Here is a 17,106-nt window from a genome sequence, read left to right on the forward strand (position 1 = left end):
TAGTCGGGATACATGTCCGACCGCATTCCGGTCCTCCTCGTCGACGACGACCCGGATCTCCGCGCGGTCACCGCCTCGTTTCTGGAACGGGAAGCGGATCGGATCGCGGTCGAGACGGCACCTGACGCTGCGGACGGCCTCGACGTCTTGGCGGACCGTAACGTCGAGTGTGTCGTCTCCGACTACGAGATGCCCGGACGCGACGGGCTCGCGTTCCTCGCCGAGGTGCGCGAGCGCGACCCGGATCTCCCCTTCATCCTCTTCACCGGACGGGGGAGCGAGGAGGTCGCGAGCGAAGCGATCTCCGCCGGCGTCACCGACTACCTCCAGAAGCGCGGCGGCACGGAGCGGTACGAGCGGCTGGCGAACCGAGTCGTCGAGGCCGTCGAGAAGCGGCGGGCCGAGCGGGACGCCGAACAGGCGGTCGAACAGTTCCGCGCGGTCGCGGAGGGGGCGTCCGACGCGATCATCTCGATCGACGCCGACAGCGTGATCCGGTTCGCGAACCCGGCCGTCGAGTCTGTGTTCGGGTACGAACCGTCGGAGCTGGAGGGCGAACCGCTGACGACGTTGATGCCCGAGCGACACCGCGATCCCCACCTTGAGGCGGTCGACGGGTATCTCGACACGGGCGAGCGGGGCGTCGATTGGTCGAACGTTCGGTTCGACGCGCTCCACCGCGACGGCAGCGAAGTCCCGGTTTCCCTGTCGTACGGCGAGTATCAGGTCGGCGGGAAGCGGCGGTTCGTGGGCGTGATTCGCGACGAAAGCGAGCGGGAGCGACACCGGGCGTTCATCGAACACGCCAGCGACGTGGTCGCGGTGTTGTCGAACGACTGGCGGTTCCGGTACCTGAGCCCCTCCTGCGAGCGCGTGACCGGGTACGAGCCGTCGGAGCTGCTCGGCGAACGGTCGCTGGAGTACGTCCACCCCGAAGACCGGGAGGCGGTCAAAGCGGCGTTCGGCAGGGTCGACCCCGGCGGGGACCTGCCGACCGCGGAGTACCGGTTCGAGACGGCCGGCGGCGAGTACCGTTGGCTCGAATCCGTCGGCAGCGACCGGATCGAGACGGACGAAGTCGAGGGGTACGTCGTCACCACGCGCGACGTCTCCGCGCGGAAGGAACGCGAGCGGACGCTCGCGAGCCTCCGGGAGTGGACGCGGGAGCTCAATTACACGCGGACCACCGACGAGGCGGCCGAGCTGGCGGTCGAGGCGGTCGACGACCTGATCGACGCCGGCCTGAGCGGGATCCACCTGCTCTCGGAGGACGGCGACAGCCTCCAGCCGGCCGCGCTCGGCGATTCGGTACCGACGATGTTTGAGGAGCAGCCGTCGTACGACCGAGGCGGAGATCCGGGCTCGCGCGCGGCGCTCGCGTGGGACGCCTTCCGCGGCGAGGAGTCGGCGGTCATCGACGAACTGTCGACGTACGAGCCGCTCGACGAGTCCTCGCCCGCGGAGAGCTTGGTGTTGCGCCCGATCGGCGACCACGGGCTGTTCGTCGTCTCCTCGCCGGAGCCGCACAAGTTCACCGACACCGACGTCCTCGTGGCCGAGATCCTCTCCGGCCACCTCGAAGCCGCGCTCGACCGCATCGAGCGCGAGAGCCGCGTCGAGCGGCTCCACGGGGCGACCCGGACGCTCGTCCGAGCGGAGTCGCGGGAGGACATCGCCGAGCGCGCGGTCGAGGCGGCCACCGACGTCTTGGAGTTCTCGATCGTCGCCGTCCGGCTCTACGACGAGGCGGCCGGCGGGCTGGTCCCGGTCGCGGTCTCCGATCCCGCGGCCGAGGTGTTGCCCGAGCGGGAAACGTTCACGCCGGACGGCGGGAGCCTCAACTGGGCGGCGTTCGAGGCGGGAGAGCTCCGGAAGTTCGACGACATTCGGACGACCGACGCGCTCGACGCCGACACGGCGCTCCGCAGCCTGCTCATCGTTCCGATCGGCGAGTTCGGGACCATATCGTTCGGCGAGACGGAGCCGGGGGTGCTCGGCGGCGTCGACGAGTACCTCGCTGGGATCTTGGGGACCGCAGCCGAGACGGCGCTCCAGGCCGAGGCGCGCACCCGCCGGCTCGCCGAACGGACCGCCGAGTTGGAGCGGCAGAACGACCGGCTGGAGGAGTTCGCCGGCGTCGTGTCACACGACCTCCGGAACCCGCTGGAGGTCGCTCGCGGCCGGACCGAACTGGCCCGCGAGGAGTGCAACAGCGACCACCTAGCGGCGGTCGAGCGCGCGCACGACCGAATGACCGCGCTGATCGACGACCTGCTCACGCTCGCCCGCGAGGGCGCCCCCGTGACCGACGCGGAGCCGGTCGACCTGAGACGGGTCGTCGGATCCTGCTGGCGGACCGTCGACACGAGGGACGCGACGCTGCGCAGCGAGGCCGAGGGGACGATCCGCGCGGACGAGGGGCGGCTCAGACAGCTGCTGGAGAACTTGATCCGCAACGCGCTCGAACACGGCGGCGAGGACGTGACGGTCACGGTCGGAACGCTCCCGGACGGCTTCTACGTGGCCGACGACGGGCCGGGGATCGACCCGGACCGGCGCGAGGAGGTGTTCGACGCCGGCCACTCCACCTCGCAGTCGGGGACCGGGTTCGGGCTGCGGATCGTCGAACAGGTGGCCGACGCGCACGGCTGGTCGGTGCGCGCCGTCGAGAGCGAGGCGGGCGGGGCGCGGTTCGAAGTCACCGGGGTCGAGTCCGCGGAGTAGTCACGGTCGAGCCCGAGCGAAAAAGGTGGCCGCAGGCGATGTCCGGTCCGGACCGGTCGATTAGTCTCGCGTAACCAGTTCGACCTCGTGGCCGTCCTGATCTTTCGTGAACGCGTAGTTGTGGTCGCAGGAGGCGGGGTCGCGGTAGTCGGGCGCCTCGCGGGTCATGAGGGCGTCCCAGGCGTCGTCGAGGTCGTCGACGCGCACCGCGACGTGGCCCCAGCCGTCGCCCATCGTGTACTCGCGGCCATCGTAGTTGTAGGTAAGTTCGAGCTTCATCGCCTCCTCCGGGGCGTCTTCGGGGGCCACGAAGTAGTTCGAGAACGAGTCGGCCTCCCAGCGGCCGCTCGGCTGCTCCGTGTACTCGAACTTCCGGGTCCAGTAGCCGAGCGCCTCGTCGGCGTCCTCGACGCGGATCATCGTGTGGTCGATGCTCCACTTCGCGCCGTGGTCGCGCTTGACGATTTCGATTTCGTGGCCGTCGGGGTCCTTCACGAACGCGTAGCGGTTCCCGCAGGACTCGGGGTCGCGGTAGTCGTCGACGCCCTCCGCCATCAGCTGGTCGTACGACTCCTGAAGCGCGTCCTCGGGGACGCGGACCGCGATGTGGCCCCACGCGTCGCCGGTCTCGTAGCTCCGGTCGTCGTGGTTGTACGTGAGTTCGAGGAGCGCGCCGTCCTCGTGAACGTCCTCGGGGCCGAGGAAGACGTTGGTGAACGTGTCCGCCTCCCAGCGGCCCTTCTCCTCGTAGTTCAGGTGGGTCTCGTACCAGTCGAGGCTCTCCTCCAAGTCCTCGACGCGGATCATCACGTGGTCGAAGGTCCCGTCCATAGGCGAGTGATCGGCCGCTCGGGTCAAAAGCGTACTGAAGCCCGAACCCGCCGCGCGGCGCCGGATCGGGCGGCCTGATACCGAGATGATTCGCGTTTTATTAACGCCGCGCGGAGTGGATAGATACGTTTCGATCCCCCATGTCGGACGTTCGCCGTCTTCGGGTGGCGAACGCTCCAATGGCAAACGAACCGACGAGGCCGTCGACGCCAGACGGCACGACAGCGGAGTATCGCTCGCAGGCAACACCCCCCGACCCGGGGACGCTCCGGCAGCTCGCCGCCTTCGCCGCGGGCGCGCCGTTCACGGCCCTGGTGGCGGCCGTCGAAGTGACGGTCGTGACGGTCGCGCTCGGCGTTCCGCTCTCGACCGCGCCGGTCGCGGTGGGATTGGTCGCGTTCGCGGTGTACGCCGCGGACCACGTCGCCGACGCCGAGGGGGACGCCGGCTCGACGCCGTTGCGGGCGCGGATCGCGTTCCGCTACGGCGATCAGCTGACGGTCGCCGCCGCGGTGAGCTACGGACTGGCCGTCGCGCTCGCCTGGGCGGTCGCCGTCGTCGCCGCGCCGCTCGCGTTCGCCGGCGTCCCGGTCGACCGCTCGGAGACGCCGGACGCCGATCCGGAAGCGGAGCCACCGGACCCGCCTCTCCACGGATCGCCGTCGACCGACGAGTCGGCCTCGCTGGGGCCGCCGCCGAACGCGGGTCGATAGGCACTTGCCTCCGGGCGGCGACCCCGACGTATGAACGCTACGGCCACGTATCTCCCGTACGCGCTGCTCGCGATGGGCGCGTACGCGCTCGTCTCGCCGCTGATGCGCGTCGCCACGACCGGGCCGAACGCGATCCCGAGCGACGTCGCCGTCGTCGTCTCGAACACCCTGCTCGTCGCCATGGCGATCGGCGTCATCGCGTACACCGGGCAGGGGTTCACCACCCACCTCGCGTCGCCGAAACTGGCCCACGTACTCGCCGCTGGGGTGTTCCTCGGGATCGGCATCCTCGCGCTGTACCGCTCGCTCTCACTGGGTCCGGTGAGCGTCGTAACGCCCATCTTCGCGATGTTCCTCGTTTTCTCGTCGGTGATCGGCTTCCTGTTCCTCGGCGAGTCGTTCACGGCCCGGAAGGGGCTCGGGATCGCCTTCGCCGCGGCGGCCGTCTACCTCGTCTCCGGCACCTGACAGGCGGGTGGATCCGGAGGCTGCCCGGCGGCCCAATCCGGGGCTTGCCGGCGGGTCGATCCGGGTCCGACGACCCCCGCGATCCGGAACGGGCTGCCGCGTGACGAAACTCCTTTAGCCGCCAGCGGGAAAGGGGCGCGTCCGACGTGTCTCGCCTGCTGACATCCCTCCGTGAGCTGATCTCTCGTACCCCGAACCCCTTCCGGGCGCTCATTCTCTACATCGGCTTCGCCCTCGCGCGGGTCGGGCTGATCGACCGCCACCGCGTTGTGCGGACCACCGACCTCGCGTGGCCGCGGATCGTGACTGGAATCGCCCGGATGTCGAAGAACGCGGTTGACGTCGCGATGGTCGGCGTCGCGGTCGGGACCAGCGCCGTCGCCGGCGTGGGGTTCGCGGGTCCCTACTGGGGGCTCGCGTTCGCGTTCGGCGGCGGCGTCGCCGGGGGGACGATCGCCCTCGTCTCCCAGCGGTACAGCGCCGAGGCGTTCGTCGAACTCGGCGACGCGGTCCGGTCGAGCGTCCTGCTCGCGGTCGCGATCACGCTACCGGTCAGCGCGGCCTTCTGGCTGTTCGCGCCCGCGTTCATCGACGTCCTGAGCAGCAACGAGGCGGCGATCGCCTACGGCGCGGACTACCTCCGCGTGGTCGGGCTGGGCGTCCCCTTCGCCGCGCTCAACCTCGTCGGCAGCCGCGTGCTGGTCGGGTGCGACGACGCGTACACCGCGATGCAGGTCCGCGCGGGCGGCGCGGTGGCGAACATCGTCCTCAGCGCGCTGTTCATCTTCGGCTTCGGCTGGGGCGTCGAGGGCGCCGCCGTCGGCACCGTCCTCTCGAACGTCCTCGCCGTCGGCGGCTTCACCGTCGGGCTGGTCCGCGGCAGCGCGCCCCTGATCGGCGAGTTCCCGGTCGCGATCGACCCGACCGGCTCGTACCTGAACCTCGGAATGCTCCGCGACCTCGTCGAGATCGGTGTCCCCGTCGGCGCGCGCAACCTCGTGTGGACGGCCGCGGAGTTCCCCATGCTCGCCATCCTCGACGTGTTCGGCGAGAACACCGTGGCCGCGTTCGTCATCGCCCGCCGCATCTGGGGGATCATGAACACGCCCGGGTGGGGGTTCGGCCTCGCCTCCTCCAGTCTGGTCGGACAGGAACTCGGCGTCGAGCGCCCGGACGAGGCGGAGGCGTACGCCCGCGACATCATCCGCTTCTCGGTGGCGACGTACGCCGTCTCCGCGGTGTTGATCGCGGCCTTCGCGACCGACATCGTCTCGCTGTTCGCCCAGTCGCCCACCAGCCCGGAGATCCCGATCGCCAGGGATCTCGTGTACGCGGCCTGCTGTGCGGTGATATTCCAAGGGGTCTCGGGCGGCGCCGCCGGCCCACTCGACGCCGCCGGCGACACGAAGATCCCCTTCGCGAGCCAGTTCCTCGGGATGTTCTGCGTGTCGATACCCCTCGCGTACGTCGGTGCACACGACGCGACACCGGCGATAACGGTTCCCGAGATTCTCACGGTCCCGGCGGTAGAGATCCCGTTCGTCGGGTTCGCGACGCCGTTGGTAGAGATCCCGTTCGTCGGGTTCACGATCCCGGAGGTCGCGCTCCCCGCGATCGGGCTGTGGGGACTCTACTTCGCGTTCATGGCGGAGACGACGATCCCCGCCGCGATCAACTACCTGCGGTTCCGCTCCGGGAAGTGGAAGAAGATCAGCGAGGCGTACCGGCCCGAGGCGACGGCGGACGACTGAGGCGGGCGAAACCTCGGCCTCCGGGGGTATAACGCGCCGTGGCCGGCGTCTCACCACCTCTTCCGCGGTGGGAGCCGCTACGGGTCGCCCGCGGACGACTCGACGAGGGCCGCGAAGTTGGCGAGCGTTCGGGTGGCGGTGGACTCCTCGAAGGCGCCGTCGGGCGCCTCCCAGTCGTGGTACTCGTCGGCGATCCGGGGGGTGAACTCGGGGTGATACTGGACCGACCAGACTGGCCGCTCGCGGTGTCGCGTGGCGAAGTACTCGTAGTAGTCTGCCCGCCCGATGATCTCCATCCCGTCGCCGAGTTCCGTCACGACGTCGGAGTGAAGGACGGGCACGGTCGGTTCGACGCCGTCGAACAGCGACTCGTCGGCGTCCAGATCGGCGTCGTGGAGTCTGAGGTGGGACGTTCCGCTGTCCACGACCTCGCCGCCCAGCGCGGCGTTCAGAATCTGATGGCCGAAACAGATGCCGAGCGTCGGGACGCCCTCCTCGACGAGTCGGCGCGCGAACCGCTTCTGGTCAGTGATCCACGGCTGGTCGGGCTCGTCGTACACGCCGACCTCGCTTCCGCCGATGACGACGCCGTCCACGTCTTCGAGGCTCGGGTCGCCGTCCTCGTGCGGGTAGTCGTACGCGCGGGCGTCGGGAAGGAAGTGGACGATCTCGTCGGCCATGTAGCCGCCGTCGACCGCGTTATTGAGTACCAATATCATCTAGGGTTTATTTAACAAGGACTGATATCTTGGGAGTAACATGAGTTTCGATGCCGAAGCGATACGCGCTGACTTCCCCGTGCTCGACCGACGGGTGAACGGGCACCCGCTCACATACCTCGACAACGCCGCGACCACGCACACGCCCCAGCAAGTGTACGACGTCTTCGAGGAGTTCTACGCGGGGTACAACGCGAACGTCCACCGGGGGATCCACGAACTCAGCCACGAGGCCTCGCTCGCCTACGAGCGGGCGCACGACCGCGTCGCCGACTTCCTCGGCGCGGACGGCCGCGAGGAGATCGTCTTCACCAAGAACACCACCGAGAGCATCAACCTCGTCGCGTACGGCCTCAGCCGGCGCCTCGGCGAGGGCGACGAGATCGTCGCCACGGAGATGGACCACCACGCCTCGCTGGTCACTTGGCAGCAGATCGCCAAGCGCACGGGCGCGACCGTCCGTCACATCCCCGTCACGACCGACGGCCACCTCGACATGGAGGCCGCCCGCGATATCGTCACCGACGACACCGCGGTCGTCTGCGTGCCCCACGTCTCGAACGTGCTCGGAACGGTCAACCCCGTCGCGGACCTCGCGGCCCTCGCGCACGACCACGACGCGTACGCGGTCGTCGACGGCGCCCAGTCCGCCCCGACGCGGCCAGTCGACGTGGCGGCGATGGACGCGGACTTCTTCGCGTTCAGCGGCCACAAGCTCGCCGGCCCCACCGGTATCGGCGGGCTGTACGGGAAACGGGAGATCCTCGAGGAGTTCGATCCGTTCCTGTTCGGGGGAGAGATGATCCGGAACGTCACGCTCACCGACTCGACGTGGAACGAACTCCCTTGGAAGTTCGAGGCCGGCACGCCGCCCATCGCGGAGGGCATCGCGCTCGGCGCGGCCGTGGACTACCTCGCGGAGCTGGGGATGGACGCAGTCCGCGACCACGAGAACGACCTCGCGCAGTACCTCCTCCGAGAGCTCGCCGACCGAGGGTTTGTCCAGACGTACGGCCCCGACGTCGGCGAGGAGCGGACCGGCCTCGTCTCGTTCAACGTCGAGGGCGTCCACGGCCACGACCTCTCCAGCCTCCTCAACGACCGGGGGATCGCCATCCGCGCCGGCGACCACTGTACGCAGCCGCTCCACGACCGACTCGACATTCCCGGCTCCGCTCGCGCGTCGTTCTACGTGTACAACACCCGCGCGGACGTCGACCGCCTCCTCGAGGTCGTCGACACCGCACGCGACGACCTGGACGCGTACCTCGCCTCCGACCGCTACCACGACCTCATCAGCGAACACTATCATCGCCCCCGTAACTCGGGCTCCCTCACCGACCCCACGTTCGTGAAGTCCTCCGAGGAGACGACCTGCGGGGACGACGGCGAGTTCCACGTCGCCGTCACCGACGGGCGCATCGAGGAGATCGCCTTCGAGAGTCAGAGCTGCGCGGTCAGCCGCGCCGTCGCCAGCCTCCTCTCGGAGAAGCTCGACGGGATGCGCATCGAGGCGATCGCCGACCTCGACGGGTACGTCACCCGCGAACTCGACGGGCAGTACCCCGACCTCCGGCGCGAGTGCGTCGAGGGCCCCGAGGACGTCATCCGAGAGGCGGCCCGCGAGCACGTCGAGAGGAACGAAGCATAGGACCGCCACCACGTCGTCCGCTACCGCCTCGGCACCGGCGCGACTACTGAACCCCGGCACCGACAGCAGACCGCTTTCGAACTCGGGTTACTTCTCGTCGCTGTGCCGGACCTCGACCGCGACGCCGCGGGTCGACCCCGCCATCTCCGGGCCGGACATCGCCGCGCGGCCGACCGCGAACGCCTTCGGCCCCTCGACCACGACATCGTCGCCGACCCGAATCTCGTCGTCCGCGTCGACGACGCCGGGCGCGAGGACGGAGCCGCGCGGGACGAACTGATCGATCTCCACCCGCTTCGTCGGCGCGTCGCTCTCGACCCAGCGGCGCGCGCCGGCGAGCGTGAAGGAAAGCGTGCCGTACTGCGGGACCATCGTCGCCAGCTGTTCGCCCGGCTCGCCCTCGCGGCCGGTGTCGGGGTCGTCGCCCCACACCTGGAGCTTCGGGTAGCGGCCGGTGGTGCGCACGTCGGCTTCTCCCGGCCCCCCGAACAGGGCGTCGCCCGCACCGTCGTCGATCAGGTAGTCAGCGATGGCGCGGACCGTGTTGTGCTCGCGCTCCCGCTTGCTGTACGCCGGCTCACCCTGGAGCGCGGCGTTGAGTTCGCCGAGCGACTCGTCGGTCGTCGGGTGGTCGACGCAGGTGTACTCGAACGGGACGTCGATCGCCGGGTCCGACTCGACGCGCTCGCAGATCTCGCGGTAGCCGTCCTCGGGGACGTGCGCGACCACGCGCGAGTAGTCGTTGCGTTCGAGGTACCGCCGGAGCACCTCCGCGACGAACCCGATCTCGTCTTCGCTCCAGTCGCCGGTGACGACCGAGTCGTAGTGTTGGGCGGGGTAGGTCGTCTCCAGCTCCTGCGGGACGACGCCGATCGGCGAGGTCATCGAGACGGTGTGGCCGCGCCACTTGATCGCGTCGTGGAACTGGCGGTGGCTCTGGGAGTCGCTGTACGGCTTCGTCGCCGAACAGGGGACCAACACGAGCGGCTGGTCGGAAAACCGGTTCCGGTAGCGGCTCGTGACGCGGTCGGCGAACCGACGGATATCGACGCGGTCGAGCGTCTCCGCCGACGCCGCCGTCACCTCCGCGTCGCGCATGAGCGGCGTGCGCTCCTCCAAGTACCCCCACTGGTCGTCGAACTCGCGGAACGCGGCCGTGAGCCACCCCTCGTGGCGGGCCTGCCCCTCGACGTAGTCGCGCAGGCGACCGCTCCGGATCCGCTCGCGGACCCGGCGCAGTTCGGCGCGGAGCGCGTTCACGTTGTGGTCGGCGCAGTCGGCGCGCGTGAACTCCTCGCGGGGAGTCGCGCAGGCCGGGCAGGCGCAGGGGAGTTCGTCGAGGTCTTCGAGGAAGTGCTCCGCGTCGGCGGTGAGGTACATCCCCTGCGTCCCCTTCGTCCGCGCGAGCGTCGCGTCGACGAGGTCGACGCCGGCGTACGCGAGCAGCGCGACGTTGCGCGGCGTGGCGACCCCGGAGAGGCCGAGGGCGGCGTCGGGGGGCAGGGCCTCCTTCGCGCGGACGACCGCGTCGCGGAAGGCCTCGCCGTGGCCGACGAACCCCTGCGCGTCCGAGAGGAGGTACGCGTCGGCGCCGAGGTCGCGGGCGCTCCGGCTGTCGACGACCGCGGCCGAGGGGAAGTCGGCGTCGGGGTGGTCGACCGCGAACGACTCGCGCACCTCGTCGCGCGTGCCGGCCGGGAACGACCGGTGCGGGAGCACCGTGAGCGCGCTTTCGTCGCCGTCGGGCACCTCGCGGTCGCCGGCCCAGAGGCTCCCGGCGTCGTCGAGAAACGGGTCCGCGAGCGCCGGCGTCGCGACGGGGTCGGCGAGGCGGACCGCCCCGAGGCGGGCGGCGCCGTCGCGCTCGTGGACCTCGAAGTAGTCGGTCATACCACCACTCGCGCGGGGACGGTCAATTCTCTTGTGTTCCGCGGTCGGCCGGAGGTCGTCGCGAGTGCTGTCGCCGCGGATCGCTCGCGGACCGTCGCCGCGGGTCGATCGGGACCGTCGCAGCCGGTCGTTTCCGGACGGTCACCGCTGGTCGCTCGCGGCCGATTCCACCGATAGCCGCGCGCCAACCGTTTTGTGCCACCCCGTCTCTCCGCGGCCGATGGGCCACCGGTTCGACACGAGAGGCGCGAGCGGGGATCGACTCCAAGAGCTGCTTGTCACCCTCGGAATCGCGGATCCGGACGACGCCGAGGGGCGTCGGGAGGGCGGGGTCGTCCGCGCGGCCGCGGCGGCGTTCGTCTCGCTCACCGGGTTCGCGCTCCTCGTGCCGAACGTGACGCCGCTCGCCCCGGGCGGGGAGCCGCCGATCGGCGTCGCGCTCTCGGTGTTGGGGACGATCCTCTCGCTCGTGCTCGTCGCCGTCGGCGGCCTGCTGTTCCGAAGCTCGTTCACCACCCGGAACGCGGTCCGGATCGCGGTCTGGAACCTGTTTGGGATCGCGGTCCTCGGCGGGATCATGCTCGGGATACTGCGCTATCAGGCGGCGCTCGGATCGCCGCTCGTCGCGCCCACGTTCTCGGTCGCGAAGGTGCTCGCGATCGGCGCCGTCGCACACGTGATCATCGGCGTCTACGACGCGCGGCCGGTCCGGGCCCAAGAGCTGGCGAAAGAGCAGCGCAAGCTGTCGGTCCTCAACCGCGTGATCAGGCACAACCTCCGCAACGAGACGACGGTGCTTGGCGGGCACGCCTCGCTCGTCGCCGAGGGGGTAACGGACCCCGAACTCCGCGAGTCGGCCGAGAGGATCGCGCGCAGCGCGTCGGTGATCGGCGGCCTCGCCGAGGACGCCAAGCGGCTTCAGGCCGCCTTCGAGCGCCGGTCCGAGGAGCGCGGGCCGGTCGACGTGGAGTCGATCGTCGCGGACGCCGCCGACGCGGCCCGCGAGGCGGGCGCGGAGACGGTCGAGGTCGATGTCGACGGTGCCGTCGCGATGGCCGACGATCGGCTGGCGACGGCGATCGAGGAGCTGGCGACGAACGCGCCCGAACACGGGGCGAGCGAGGTCTCGCTGTCGGCCCGCGAGCGCGACGGCGACGTGGAGATCGCCGTCAGCGACGACGGGCCGGGCATCCACGAGACGGAGAGCCGCGTGATCACCGGTCGCGACCCCGAGACCCAACTGGAACACGCGAGCGGGCTCGGCCTCTGGATCGTGCGTGCGACCGCCGACGCGTTCGACGGGTGGCTCTCGATCGAGACGGTCCGCGCCGACGCCGACGGCGGAGGCGCGAGCGCGGACGAGACGGGCACGACGATCACGCTGGGCGTGCCGGCGGCGTGAGCGGCGACGCGTCGAGGGGCTGCCCGCGACGATCCGCCTGACTCCGCCGCAACTGTTAGGCGGAACGCGACCGAGGGATCGGTATGGACCCGACCGGCCCGTGGGACCGCGAGCGCGTCGACGAGTTTCTCGCTACCGCGCGCGTCCCGGTCCGACTCGGCTGCCGCACGCCGAGCGACCACCCGTGGATCGTCTCGCTGTGGTTCGCGTGGGACCCGGATGCGGGAGCGGCCGCCGAGGCAGCGGACGGCTCTGACGCGGGGGACGCCGCCGACGCGACGGACACCTCCGGCTCCCCTGCCGGCGCGATCCGCTGCGCCACGAGCGCGAGCGCGGACCTCGTCGAGTTCGTCGAACACGACGACAGCGTCTCCTTCGACGTGTCGACGAACGACCCCCCGTACAAGGGGATCCGCGGCCGCGGCCGCGCGACGGTCGTCCCCGACGAGGACAAGCGGCTCCTGCGCTCGCTCCTGACCAAGTACCTCGGCGGGACCGACAACGCGACCGCCGACCGGCTCCTCCGCCCCGACCGCGAGGAGGTCGAGATCCGGATCGAACCCGAGCGGCTCCACGCGTGGGACTACTCGGAGCGAATGGGGTCGGCGGAGGAGTGAGGCGATCGCGGGCGGGCGCTCCCCGACCGAACCGCGTCGCTCTCCGAGAGGCGATCGTTTAAGCGGTCTCCGGGTCACCGGATGGTATGAGCGTTCTCGAAGACGACGAGTACCGCGCGTTCCGCCGCGACCTCCACCGCCACCCCGAGCCCGCGTGGCGCGAGTTCTACACCACCGCCCGCATCGTCGAGGAACTCCGCGAGCGCGACCTGACCGAACTCCACGTCGGGCGCGACGCGCTGGCGACCGACGAGCGCCTGAACGTCCCAGACGAAGCGGAGCTGGCGGAGTGGGAGAAGCAGGCCCGCGAGGCGGGCGCCGATCCCGAGATCCTCGACCAGCTCTCGGGCGGCTACACCGGCTGCGTCGCCGTCGTCGAGCGCGGCGACGGCCCCGTGGTCGGCCTGCGGGTCGACATCGACGGCCTCCCCATCACGGAGTCGGAGGAGAGCGACCACGTCCCGGTCGGGGAGGGGTTCCGTTCCGAACACGAGGGGTTCATGCACGCCTGCGGCCACGACGCCCACGCGACGATGGGGCTCGGCGCGCTCGACGCCGTCCTCGACTCCGACTTCTCCGGGACGCTGAAGGTGTTCTTCCAGCCGGGCGAGGAGCAGGTCGCCGGCGGGAAGCCGATGGCCGAGTCGGGCCACCTCGACGACGTCGACTACCTCTACGCGGTCCACGTCGGCCTCGATCACCCCTCGGGCGAGGTCGTCTGCGGGATCGAGGGGTTCCTCGCGGTGCGGCACTTCCTGGCGGAGTTCTCGGGCGAACCCGCGCACGCCGGCGCGCGCCCCGAGCAGGGGCGGAACACGGTTCAGGCGATGGCGGCCGCGATCCAGAACCTCTACGCCATCCCCCGGCACGCCGACGGCCCCACGCGGGTGAACGCCGGCCTCGTCGGCGGCGGCACCGCGACGAACATCATCCCGGAGGAGTCGTACATCGAGGGCGAGGTACGCGGGCAGACGACCGAACTCGCCGAGTACATGTCCGACCACGCCGACCGGGTCCTCGACTCGGCGGCGGAGATGCACGACTGCGAGGTCGACGCCTCCACGCTCGGCGAGGCCCCCAGCGCGACGAGCGACGACGCGCTCGCCGCCCTCGTCGGCGAGTCCGCGGGCGACGTGGCGGGCGTCACCAACATCGTCGACAGCGACGAACTCGGCGGCTCGGAGGACGCCACGTACCTGATGAACTACGTCCAAGACCGCGGCGGCCTCGCCTGCTACCTCGGCGTCGGCACCGACCACCCGGGCGGCCACCACACGAGCGACTTCGACGTCGTCGAGGACGACATCCAGATCGGCATCGACGTGATCGCCGGGGCGATCCGGCGGGTCGCCGAGGCGCGGCCGTAGCGACTATTATTTTATAATTAACTCCGTGGCGGGTGCCTGCGAGGCCGCTCCGCGGCCGAGCAGCACGCGCGAGGGAGTCAGTCGCCGGAGCGAAGCGGAGGCGACTGACGAGGCTGGGGAGGCGTGNGGCGCAGGCGACGTAAGGACCACAGGGAGCGTGCGGAGCGACCGACCGAGGACCGCAGCGAGCGTGCGCCACCCTCACGGCTGTGGCTTCGGTGCTGTCGGTGTCGATCAGCGATTCATGAACAGAGGCGTATATCCCCCAGCCAAAGCGCCACCCACCCACCACGTCCCCGACTCAAAACGTAAGGTGCGAACTCGACCCCGGCCCCTCGTCGTCGCCGTCGTCGTCCGGCAACCCCTCGTAGAGGTAGGTGAGGTCGTCGTCGGTGAGAAACACCGCCCCGCCGCGCACCTCGACGTCGATCGAGCGCAGCGTCGTTCCCGCCGCCTCGCCGTTGTCGCAGGCGCCTTCGCAGGCGTCGAACGCCGAGCCGTGCTTCGGGCAGACGACCGACCCGCCACGCGTCACGGCCCCCACGCCCTCGCGGTGAAGGCGCTGATCCTCGTGGGTACAGCGGTTGATCCACGCGCGGACCGGCTGGTCTGAATTCTCCCCTTCACCGTCCGGCTCGTCCGCGCAGGGCACGAGGAAGACCTCGCGGTCGGCGTCGCCCTCGCGGGCCGTGAACGCCCACGACCCCGCTCCTCGGACCGTCTCCACGGTTGTGAGTCGGTAGTCGCTCACGGCCTCAGTACTTCGCGTCGGCGCCGGTCGTCTCGTACACGCGGTCCATGATGTCGTCGCGCTCGCGGGTCCAGTTCGCCATCGCGGCGGGGCTCGTCGGATACTCGTCGTAGTGGCCGATCAGTTCGTCCGCGAGCGACTTCGTCTGGTAGAAGTTTCGGATCGTTCCCCAGTAGCCGAACGACTTGACCGCGGCCTTCAGCTTCAGCCCGAACGACATCGAGGTCGACCCCTCGTACAGCGCCTCCGCCAGCTTCTCGCCCGGCAGCGACGCGAGCAGGCCCATCAGATTGTCGACGTCGACCGCCGTCGCGAGGACGTTGTACACGTCGAGGCCGGCGTAGCGCCCGCCGAAGTGGTCCATCACGCGGGTGTTGTACCGCCAGAGGTTCTCCTCGCTCACGTCGCCGTCGGAGATGGCCTTCACCGCCTGCTCGCCGGCGTACTTGCCCGCGTACGCCGCCCCGGCGATGCCGCCGCCGGTCGTCGGGTTCACGTGGCCGGCGGCGTCGCCGACCGCCATGTACCCCGGCGCGACCGCCGAGTCGTAGGGCCGTCGAGTGGGGAGCGCGGCGCCCAGTTTGTCGCGCACCTCCGCGCCCTCGAACTCGGGGCGGTCGCGGAGGTCCTTCTTCAGCGACTCGACCAACTGCATCGGCTCCTCGGTCATCTGGAAGCCGAGCCCGGCGTTGATCTCGGTCGCCGTCCGCGGGAAGTACCAGAGGTAGCCCGCGGCGCGGTCGGTCGCCTTGAACACGAGGGCGTCGTCCCACTCGACCGGCTCCGGGACGTCGACGATCTCGCGGTACGCCGAGCAGAACTGCGAGTACCGGACGTTCGTGTCGAAGGTGGTCCCCTCGAAGTCCGCCTTGTCTTGGAGCAGCGAGAGCGACCCGGCGCCGTCGATAACGACGTCCGCCGCGTACGTGACCGGGTCTTCCTTCCGCACCGCGTGGAGCCCCGTGACGCGGCCCGTCTCGTCCTGTCGCACGTCGTTGATGACGGTGTCGTAGTGGAAGTCGACGCCCGCGTCCTCGGCGCCGGAGATGATCTGGCGGCCGTACTCCCAGCGGTCGATGACGGCGAGTTCGCCGGGGACCGGGATCTCGAGGATCGTGTCCTCTTGCGGGATCTCGAAGCGCCCGTGGTCGACGCCGGTGTTCGTGAACGCGGGTTCGAGCCGGTCTTTCGGGATCGCCTCCGGGAAGGCGTCCGCGCCCTTCAGGGCGTCGCCGCAGGCGATGTGGCCGGCCTCCTCAGCGTCCTTCCGCTCGATGATGACGACGTCGAGCCCCTCGTTCGCGATCGTCGCGGCGGCGTAGCAGCCGGCGGTCCCGGCGCCCGCCACGACGACGTCGTACTCGTCGATATCCATTACCGGACCGTGTCGTGCGCCCGGCAAAACTCTTTGCTCCCGTTTCGGTCGGACTCGCGGCGACGTATTCCCGCGGTCGGCGGCAGTCAGGCCGGTCCGGATCCGAGACCGAACTGTTCGGGCTCGCCGCGTGACGGCCCGAGGCCGGCGTTGCGGGGATGGATCGACTCGCCGATGCGGCCTACTCTTCCGTCTCGTAGTGTTCGCCCGCGGCCTCGGGGATCTGGGTCCGGCCGACGAGCGCGAGGACGACGATCACGACGACGTACGGGATGGTCTGAACCAGCGTGTCCGGGATCGCATAGCCGAGTTGCTGGAGGCGGATCTGCATCGCGTCGAGGCCGGCGAACAGCACGCCCGCGCCGAGCGTCCCGAGCGGGTTGTAGTTGCCGAACAGGTACGCGACGATGGCGATGAACCCCTTGCCCTGAACCATCGTCTCGCCGGAGCCGACGAACTGGCCGATGGACAACGCCAGCGCCGAGCCGCCGACCCCCGAGAGGACGCCCGAGAGCAGGACGCCCGCGTAGCGCACCTTCGAGACGGAGACGCCCACCGTGTCGAGCGCCTTCGGGTTCTCGCCCGCCGCCCGGAGGTGTTTGCCGAACGCGGTCCGGTTCAGCAGCCACCACGAGCCGAGGGTCGCGACGACCACCATCGTCGCGGAGTACTGCCACCCGACGCTCGCGCCGAGGTTCGGCGTGTTGACGCCGCCGAAGAACACGGTCGACATGAACGGCGCGAGCCCCAGGGCGATGAGCCAGACGGCGAGTCCGGCGATGATCTGGTCGGCCTTGAACTCGATACAGACGACCGCGAACACCGCCGCCAGGAGCGTCGACGCGGC

General features: G+C 70.2%; 13 protein-coding genes and 1 pseudogene. 8 read left to right on the plus strand and 6 right to left on the minus strand.

All coding sequences use genetic code 11. From position 1 onward, the window contains the following. Positions 1 to 12 precede the first annotated feature (12 nt). Positions 13 to 2,724 carry a hybrid sensor histidine kinase/response regulator gene (locus C463_RS07885; protein ID WP_008442595.1) on the plus strand — a complete coding sequence of 904 codons (2,712 nt, stop codon included), beginning with the start codon at positions 13 to 15 and terminating at the stop codon, positions 2,722 to 2,724. A 60-nt stretch (positions 2,725 to 2,784) separates the two neighbouring features. On the opposite strand, the gene C463_RS07890 is transcribed toward C463_RS07885, so the two are convergent. After that, complete coding sequence (locus C463_RS07890; protein ID WP_008442601.1) at positions 2,785 to 3,555, minus strand: VOC family protein; 771 nt, start codon at positions 3,553 to 3,555, stop codon at positions 2,785 to 2,787. 179 nt (positions 3,556 to 3,734) lie between these two features. Between C463_RS07890 and C463_RS07895 the strand changes: the two are divergent. The 3 genes and pseudogenes from C463_RS07895 to C463_RS07905 all read left to right on the plus strand — a co-directional run. Next, positions 3,735 to 4,151: pseudogene (locus tag C463_RS07895) on the plus strand (hypothetical protein); the annotation flags it as partial. Between the two features lie 147 nt (positions 4,152 to 4,298). Next, positions 4,299 to 4,736 (plus strand): EamA family transporter, encoded by a 438-nt coding sequence (locus C463_RS07900; protein ID WP_008442603.1) that lies wholly within the window; start codon positions 4,299 to 4,301, stop codon positions 4,734 to 4,736. Between the two features lie 146 nt (positions 4,737 to 4,882). Further along, complete coding sequence (locus C463_RS07905; protein ID WP_008442604.1) at positions 4,883 to 6,487, plus strand: MATE family efflux transporter; 1,605 nt, start codon at positions 4,883 to 4,885, stop codon at positions 6,485 to 6,487. Between the two features lie 77 nt (positions 6,488 to 6,564). Here C463_RS07905 and C463_RS07910 read toward each other — a convergent pair whose 3' ends face one another. Next, positions 6,565 to 7,206, minus strand: coding sequence for a type 1 glutamine amidotransferase (locus C463_RS07910; RefSeq protein ID WP_049905681.1), 642 nt, complete (start codon positions 7,204 to 7,206; stop codon positions 6,565 to 6,567). 40 nt (positions 7,207 to 7,246) lie between these two features. On the opposite strand from C463_RS07910, the gene C463_RS07915 reads away from it, so the two are divergent. Further along, complete coding sequence (locus tag C463_RS07915; RefSeq protein ID WP_049905683.1) at positions 7,247 to 8,857, plus strand: SufS family cysteine desulfurase; 1,611 nt, start codon at positions 7,247 to 7,249, stop codon at positions 8,855 to 8,857. An 87-nt stretch (positions 8,858 to 8,944) separates the two neighbouring features. On the opposite strand, the gene arcS is transcribed toward C463_RS07915, so the two are convergent. Continuing rightward, the gene (gene arcS, locus C463_RS07920) at positions 8,945 to 10,747 is read right to left on the minus strand and encodes an archaeosine synthase subunit alpha (RefSeq protein ID WP_008442608.1); all 1,803 of its coding nucleotides are present in this window, start codon (positions 10,745 to 10,747) and stop codon (positions 8,945 to 8,947) included. Between the two features lie 220 nt (positions 10,748 to 10,967). On the opposite strand from arcS, the gene C463_RS07925 reads away from it, so the two are divergent. The 3 genes from C463_RS07925 (at position 10,968) to C463_RS07935 (ending at position 14,133) form a co-directional block, all read left to right on the plus strand. Further along, entirely contained in the window at positions 10,968 to 12,149 is a 1,182-nt protein-coding gene (locus tag C463_RS07925) for a sensor histidine kinase (RefSeq protein WP_008442609.1), read from the plus strand. A gap of 83 nt (positions 12,150 to 12,232) precedes the next feature. Further along, complete coding sequence (locus C463_RS07930; protein ID WP_008442610.1) at positions 12,233 to 12,766, plus strand: pyridoxamine 5'-phosphate oxidase family protein; 534 nt, start codon at positions 12,233 to 12,235, stop codon at positions 12,764 to 12,766. A gap of 86 nt (positions 12,767 to 12,852) precedes the next feature. Continuing rightward, positions 12,853 to 14,133, plus strand: a complete 1,281-nt coding sequence (locus C463_RS07935; RefSeq protein WP_008442611.1) for an amidohydrolase — start codon at positions 12,853 to 12,855, stop codon at positions 14,131 to 14,133. A gap of 301 nt (positions 14,134 to 14,434) precedes the next feature. Here C463_RS07935 and C463_RS07940 read toward each other — a convergent pair whose 3' ends face one another. The 3 genes from C463_RS07940 to C463_RS07950 form a co-directional block, all read right to left on the minus strand. Beyond that, the gene (locus C463_RS07940; protein ID WP_008442612.1) at positions 14,435 to 14,884 is read right to left on the minus strand and encodes a Rieske (2Fe-2S) protein; all 450 of its coding nucleotides are present in this window, start codon (positions 14,882 to 14,884) and stop codon (positions 14,435 to 14,437) included. 4 nt (positions 14,885 to 14,888) lie between these two features. Next, entirely contained in the window at positions 14,889 to 16,259 is a 1,371-nt protein-coding gene (locus tag C463_RS07945) for a geranylgeranyl reductase family protein (RefSeq protein ID WP_008442613.1), read from the minus strand. A 181-nt stretch (positions 16,260 to 16,440) separates the two neighbouring features. After that, positions 16,441 to 17,106, minus strand: a 666-nt coding sequence (locus C463_RS07950) for an ABC transporter permease (RefSeq protein WP_008442614.1), incomplete at its 5' end; no start/stop codon positions are given.

The sequence above is a fragment of the Halorubrum californiense DSM 19288 genome, from assembly GCF_000336875.1.
GTDB classification, from domain to species: Archaea; Halobacteriota; Halobacteria; order Halobacteriales; family Haloferacaceae; genus Halorubrum; species Halorubrum californiense.